Genomic DNA, 6604 nt, shown 5'->3' on the forward strand with positions numbered 1-6604 from the left:
GGTCACCGGGGCCGTCAGCGAGTTCAACGGCCTGACCGAGATCAGCACGTCCGCCGGCGGGTGGAAGGAGCTGGCGGGTCCGGCCGAGCCGGTGCAGCCGGCCACGGTCGACTTCCCGATGGGTCAGCCGCAGCGCGAGTCGCTCGAGGGCATGCTGCTCCTGCCGGAGGGCGACTACACGATCACCAACAACTACACGACCAACCAGTACGCCGAGATCGGGCTGGCGGCGGGCGACACGCCCCTGCCGACGCCGACCAACGTCGCGCGGCCCGGCTCGGCGGCCTACACCGAGACGATCGCCGACAACGCGCGCCGCCTCGTCACGCTCGACGACGGGGCGAGCCTCAACTTCATGTCGGCCGCCAACCAGGGCACGCCGCTGCCGTGGCTGACCGCTGACAACGAGGTTCGGGTGGGGGCGCCGGTCGGATTCGAGGATCCGGTCGTGCTCGACTATCGCAACAACGCGTGGAAGCTCCAGCCGACGCAGCAGCTGGTCGCCGGGGGCGACGAGCCGGTGTCGATCGGCAACACGCGCACGGCGGCGCCCGAGCCGGTCGGCGGCGGCGTCAAGCTGGGCACCTTCAACGTGCTCAACTACTTCTCGACGACCGGCGAGGACTTCACCGGCGGCACGTGCAGCTATTACCGGGACCGGGCCGGCAACAACATCACGGTCAACTCCTGCACCAACAACGGTCCGCGTGGTGCGGCCGACGCGGCCAACCTGGCGCGGCAGCAGGCCAAGATCGTGTCGGCGATCAACACGCTGGACGCCGACGTCGTGTCGCTCGAGGAGATCGAGAACTCCGCAGCCGTGGGCCTCGACGACCGCGACGACGCGCTCCGCACGCTCACCGAAGCGCTCAACGAGGCCGCCGGCGAGCAGCGCTGGGCCTTCGTGCCGACGCCCGCCGAGGTGCCGGAAGGTGAGGACGTCATCCGTACGGCGTTCATCTACCAGCCCGGGGTCGTCGAGACGATCGGCGCGTCGCGGATCCTGATCGGCGCGAGCGCGTTCGACAACGCGCGCGAACCGCTCGGCCAGACGTTCCGCCCGGTCGGTGGATCGGCCGATGACGACTTCGTGGTCATCGTCAACCACTTCAAGTCCAAGGGCTCGGGCTCCGGTGCCGACGCCGACCAGGGTGACGGGCAGGGCGGCTCCAACTACTCCCGCACGCTCCAGGCACACGCGCTGGTCGACTTCGCCGACGAGCTCAAGGCGGCGGCCGGCACCAACACGGTGTTCCTGACCGGCGACTTCAACGCGTACAACGAGGAGGACCCGGTCCAGATCATCGAGGACGCGGGCTACGTCAACGTGCCGCGTGAGCTGACCGACAAGGAGACGTATCAGTTCGACGGCAAGGTCGGATCGCTCGACCACGTCTTCGCCTCGACTGTCGGCTTCAAGAAGGTCACCGGCGCGGACATCTGGAACATCAACGCGTACGAGTCGCTGGCCCGGGAGTACAGCCGCTACAACTACAACGTCACGGACTTCTATCGCCCTGACCCCTACCGCGCCAGCGATCACGACCCGGAGATCGTCGGCTTCGATCCGGGCCCGCTCGCCTCGAGCGTCGAGGTCACGTCGTGGACGCCGGCGGGCACCGGGCCGTACCGCAATCCGCCGGTGCTGCGGGCCGAGGTCAGCGCGGACCTGGCCGTCGATGCCGGGGTCGTCAAGGTGTACGACGCCGGGGTGCTGATCGGCACCGCCGACGTGGTCGACGGGGTCGCCGTGGTCTCCCTCGAGGGATTCCGGGGCGCCGGCCGGCACACGCTGCACGTCGTCTACAGCGGCGCGGAGGACATCTCGGGGTCGTCCACGACCTACCGGACGCCGCCGGGCAAGTAGGGGTTGTGTCGGCTCATCCCACCATCGCGCGATGGTGGGATGGGCTGACTCCGCGCACGCGCTTGAACGCGGCGCTGAGGGCAAATGGGCTGCCGTAGCCGACCTGTCGCGCCACGGCGGCGATCGTCAGGCCGGGCTCGCGCAGGAGGTCGGCGGCGAGGTCGAGTCGCAGCGTCGTCAGGTAGGCCATCGCCGGCTCACCCACGATCGTCGTGAAGCGCCGGGCCAGGGCAGCCCTGGAGACGCCGACCTCGGCGGCCAACGAGGCGAGGGTCCACGGCCGAGCGATGTCGGCCTCGAGCAGGCGGAGCGCCGGCCCGACGACAGGGTCTGACGTCGCCCGGTGCCAGGCCGGCGCCCGCGTCGCGTCGCGAGCGAACCAGTCGCGCACCGCGGCGATGACGACGAGGTCGAGGAGCCGGTCGAGGAACACCTCCTGGCCGAGCTCGTCACGCTGCATCTCGGCGCACAGCACCGAGACCAGCTCGCCGTTCCATTCGCCCTCCCGCAACACGAACAGCTGGGGGAGGCTCCGTAGCAGCCGGGCGCTGATCGCGCGGGCGCTCTCATACGTACCGGTCACGATCATCGTCTCGCCAGCGGGATCGTTGCCCCACGACCTGGTGCCGAGCGTCATGACGTCCTCGAGGCTGTTGCCCTCGGCGTCGGTGCAGTGCTGACCCGGGTTGATGAAGACCTGAGGTTCGGTGCTGGGCTGGTCGGCGACGGTGTACGGCTCGGGCCCACGGGCGACCATGACGTCACCGGGTCCCAGGCGTACGGGTTCATCGCCGTCGGGCATGACCCAGGCCTCGCCGCGCACGACGACCGCGATCGACAGCGGCGCCTCGTCCTGGATGCGCAGCGACCACGGTGCCGTCAGAACCGAGCCCATGAGGAACGCGCCGTTGGCGCGGGGGCCGTCCAGCAGCCCGCTGAGCGTGTCCATGACGTCACTGTAGACGCTCACGTATGGATGTGGGCAGTTCAACTATGGAAAGTCTCAACCGCCGCTGGTGGGATGAATTCATGACCGAGACCGCACTCATCACCGCGACCGCCCTCATGGGGCTTTCGGCAGGCCTCTTCGCGACGTTCTCGTACGTCGTCATGCCGGGCCTCAGGCGTGCCTCTGACGCCGCGTTCGTCGACTCCATGCGTGGCATCAACGTCGCGATCCTCAACCCCGTGTTCGCGCTGACGTTCGGCGGCCCGTTTTTCGTCGGACTGCTTGCCCTGGTCCTCGGCTGGGACGATGCGTCACGGCCGTGGGTCATCGCCGGGCTGGTGCTGTACGTCGTCGGTGCGTACGTCATCACGTTCGCGGTCAACGTCCCCATGAACGACGCGCTCGAAGCCGGCGAGGGCAGCGCTGCGTCGTTGCGCGAGGCCTTCGAGGACAGGTGGACGAGGTGGAACCACGTGCGGTCGGTGTTGATCACCGCGGCGCTGGTGTGCCTGGTCGTGGGTGTGCTGAAGGTATGAGGGTCACGCCACACGTGGCTTGCTGTTCCGCTTGATCGCCACGACCAGCACGATCAGGAATGCGGCCATGGCGGAAAGCCCGGCCACCAGCCCGCCAGAGACTCCGACCACGACATAGCGACCGATCTGCGGGTTGGGCGCGTGGCCGAACTGCTGGGTGGTGCCCAGGTCCTCGCAGACCAAGGTGTATTCAGCTCCGGGCGGCCCCTTCAGGATCCCGACGCGGACCCAGGTCTGGCCGCCGCGGATGAAGGTCATCCGGTCCGCCGATCCCGAGCTGAAGGAGTAGTCCGAATCGCCGGTGGCTTTGCAGGTCGCCCCCACATTCTCGGGGGTCACCCAGATTGCTTCGCCGCGATCCTTCAGCACGATCGTCACCGGCTCACCCTCCGGGAACTCGACGATCTCGTACCCCACGAGCGCCCGGATGATCCAGGCGGCCAACGCCGCACCGATCACCACAGCAAGGGCGGCCAGCACGGCGGCGAGGGCGTACCAGCCGCGGCTTGGTCGACTGCTGGGCGAAGCCGGAGTCGTCATGCCCCGAGCCTAGGGCTGGGGATTGGGCGGTGGGGTGAATCTGGTCAGGCCGCGAACTCGATGTTGGCGATGAAGGTCGCGAGGTCGTGTTCGGCTCTTGAGGGCGCGCGGTCTCGCATCACGTGCTCGGTGGGTTCGGTGACGCCGTAGGTCTTCATGTTGTGATGCCGCCGGCACAGGCCGCGCAGGTTTGAGCCTGTGGTGGGTCCTCTGGGGTGGGGGACTTCGTGGTCCTTGTCGGATTCCATCGCGGCTCTGGTGCAGGTGGTGAACCGGCAGGTGCCGTCTCTGATGTCGATCGCGGTCTTGAGCTTGGCGGACGGGAATCTGCCGAGCTCGGTCACATCGAGGATGCGGCCGAGCCGGTCGGTGAAGACCCGGTGGAACAGGGTGCCGGGCTGCTGGGCGAGGTCGCGGACCATGTCAGCGGGCAGGGCGAAGGATCCGTCGAACGACTCGCCGGGTTCGTCGGTCAGGCCGGCCAGTGTGGTGACGGGGACGGTGATCCCGATGACGGCGCGGCTGCTGGATGACTGCTCTTCGATGTGGCCGCGCAGCCGGGCGATGAACACATCGGCTCGCTTCTGGTCCAGCGTCCGGCCGTCGGCGGGAAGCGTCTTGGCCTTCTCGGTCAGCTCGGCATCGATGACGATGGCGTCTGCGGTCGGGATGTAGGCGTGCAGATAGGACATGCCGTCGTCCTGGTGGTCCAACCACACCCCCCGCTTCGCCTTCTCGGTCTTGGCTGCCTGCTGGTCGGGAGCGTTCTTCGCGACGAAACGCTTGAGCCAGCCCTTGAGCTGGGCGGCGGTGTGGACGGGCGCGTAGGAAGTGACCCGGTGGTCGAGCTCGATGATCGCGTGATTGTCACCGCGGAGCTTGTCGACCGCCGACGCGATGAGACTGATCCGGTATGTGTCGATCCTGCCGGCCAGGAATGCCTGCCAAGTCCACATCAACCGGCCACGCACCCGGCGGGCCTGAGCCAAGCGGCACTGCACGGTGCGGGTCGGTTGGTGCAAGGCGGCACCGAGCTCATCAGCGGCGAACGAGGTCTCGAGCTTCGCGGCCGTTTGGTTCGGATTGGACTCTGCCTGACGACGGCGGAGGTCCTGGAAGTCGAGCATCTTCGACGCGATCTTGGCCTCGATGCGGGCGCGCTCGACCTCCAGGGCGGTGATCTCGTCGAGGATCAGCTTGCCGGGGTCGAGGACTGCTGCCATACCCCAAACCTAGAGGTCGCCACTGACAGTTTTTCTCAGCGGTTGCAGGGCCTTCTCTGTCTTTCGGGTCGCCCAATTCGTGCTGGTCGCTCACGCTCACGAGAGAGTTGTGGTCCATCGACAAGCGTCGTCTCCGAGTCATGTCGCGTTGCGTCGTCCGCTCGTCGACGGACCACAACTCTCTCCTGAGCTCGGCGCCCTTCCGCAACGGTCCTCAACACTCACGGCGGGGATCCGGCAAGCCTGCAACCTCACGGCGAGGCTCCGGCCGGTCCTCAAGACTCACGGCGGGGATCCGGCGACCTTAGATACCCAAGGCGATCGCCAGGTCCTTCTTGATGCCCGCAATCGCGGCGTCGGCGACGCCACGCGACGCTTCGATCGAGTCCTCCACCGGCACGACGACCTCGATGTAGCACTTGAGCTTGGGCTCCGTGCCCGACGGCCGCGCGATGATGCGCGTCGAGCCCTCCAGCCCCAGCCGGATGCCGTCCGTCGGCGGCAGGCCGCGATAGCCGTCCGCGAGGTCGTCGACCGAGGTCACCGCGAGGCCACCCAACGAGGACGGCGGAGAGGCCCGCAGCGTCTCCATCGCCCGCGCGATGATCGACAGGTCCTCGACCCGTACCGAGAGCTGCGAGGTCGCGTGGAGGCCGTGCTCGCGGTAGATGTCGTCGAGCTGGTCGATCAACGTACGGCCCTCGGCCTTGAGCGCGGCGGCGAGCTCGAGCACCGTGATGATCGCCGAGACACCGTCCTTGTCGCGCGCGATGTGGGGCGCGACGCTGTAGCCCAGCGCCTCCTCGTAGCCGAACACCAGCGTCGGGATCTTGCCGAGCCACTTGAAGCCGGTCAGGGTCTGCTCCCACGGCTGCCCGTACGCCGCGGCCTGCCGGCCGAGCAGGTCGGACGAGACGATCGAGGCGGCGTACGTGCCCTGCACGCCCTTGCGCAGCAGGAAGTCGCCGAGCAGCACGCCGACCTGGTCGCCGGTGAGCATCCGGTACGACTCGCCGTCCCGGACGCCGACGGCGCAACGGTCGGCGTCGGGGTCGTTGGCCACGATGAGGTCGGCGCCGACCTCGGACGACAGCTTCAGCGCGAGGTCCATCGCGCCCGGCTCCTCGGGGTTGGGGAACGCGACGGTGGGGAAGTCGGGGTCGGGATCGGCCTGATCGCGTACGACGTGCAGCGGCGGGAAGCCGGCGCGCGACACCGCTTCGACGAGGGTGTCCCGGCCGACTCCGTGCATTGGCGTGTAGACGGCGACGATGTCGCGCGGACCGTCGCCCGGCAGCGCGACGACGGCCTCGACGTACGCCTCGGCGACCTCGGGACCCAGCAGCTCGTACGCATCGCTGCGCGGCATCTCGTCGACCCGGCCGACCGCGTCGATCGCCGCGGAGATCTCGACATCGGCCGGCGGCACGATCTGGCTGGAGTCCTCGAGGTAGACCTTGTAGCCGTTGTCCTGCGGCGGGTTGTGCGA

At 68.4% G+C, this 6604-nt stretch carries 6 protein-coding genes; 2 read left to right on the top strand and 4 right to left on the bottom strand.

Features of this window, described 5'->3' with window-relative positions:
- Positions 1–1867, top strand: a 1867-nt coding sequence (locus tag V6M46_RS06975; RefSeq protein WP_332663241.1) for an ExeM/NucH family extracellular endonuclease, incomplete at its 5' end; no start/stop codon positions are given.
- Positions 1868–1880: 13 nt separating this feature from the next.
- Here V6M46_RS06975 and V6M46_RS06980 read toward each other — a convergent pair.
- On the bottom strand, positions 1881–2816 hold the full coding sequence (locus V6M46_RS06980) for an AraC family transcriptional regulator (protein ID WP_332663244.1): 936 nt from the start codon (positions 2814–2816) through the stop codon (positions 1881–1883).
- Positions 2817–2896: 80 nt separating this feature from the next.
- On the opposite strand from V6M46_RS06980, the gene V6M46_RS06985 reads away from it, so the two are divergent.
- Positions 2897–3352 (top strand): anthrone oxygenase family protein, encoded by a 456-nt coding sequence (locus V6M46_RS06985; protein ID WP_332663245.1) that lies wholly within the window; start codon positions 2897–2899, stop codon positions 3350–3352.
- A gap of 3 nt (positions 3353–3355) precedes the next feature.
- Here V6M46_RS06985 and V6M46_RS06990 read toward each other — a convergent pair whose 3' ends face one another.
- The 3 genes from V6M46_RS06990 to V6M46_RS07000 form a co-directional block, all read right to left on the bottom strand.
- Complete coding sequence (locus V6M46_RS06990; RefSeq protein WP_332663247.1) at positions 3356–3892, bottom strand: hypothetical protein; 537 nt, start codon at positions 3890–3892, stop codon at positions 3356–3358.
- A gap of 44 nt (positions 3893–3936) precedes the next feature.
- Positions 3937–5115 carry an HNH endonuclease signature motif containing protein gene (locus tag V6M46_RS06995; protein ID WP_332663249.1) on the bottom strand — a complete coding sequence of 393 codons (1179 nt, stop codon included), beginning with the start codon at positions 5113–5115 and terminating at the stop codon, positions 3937–3939.
- A 304-nt stretch (positions 5116–5419) separates the two neighbouring features.
- Positions 5420–6604: phospho-sugar mutase (locus V6M46_RS07000; protein WP_332663251.1), on the bottom strand; the 1185-nt coding region annotated here is incomplete at its 5' end.

The organism is Aeromicrobium sp., from assembly GCF_036676885.1.
In the GTDB taxonomy this organism is placed as follows: domain Bacteria; phylum Actinomycetota; class Actinomycetes; order Propionibacteriales; family Nocardioidaceae; genus Aeromicrobium.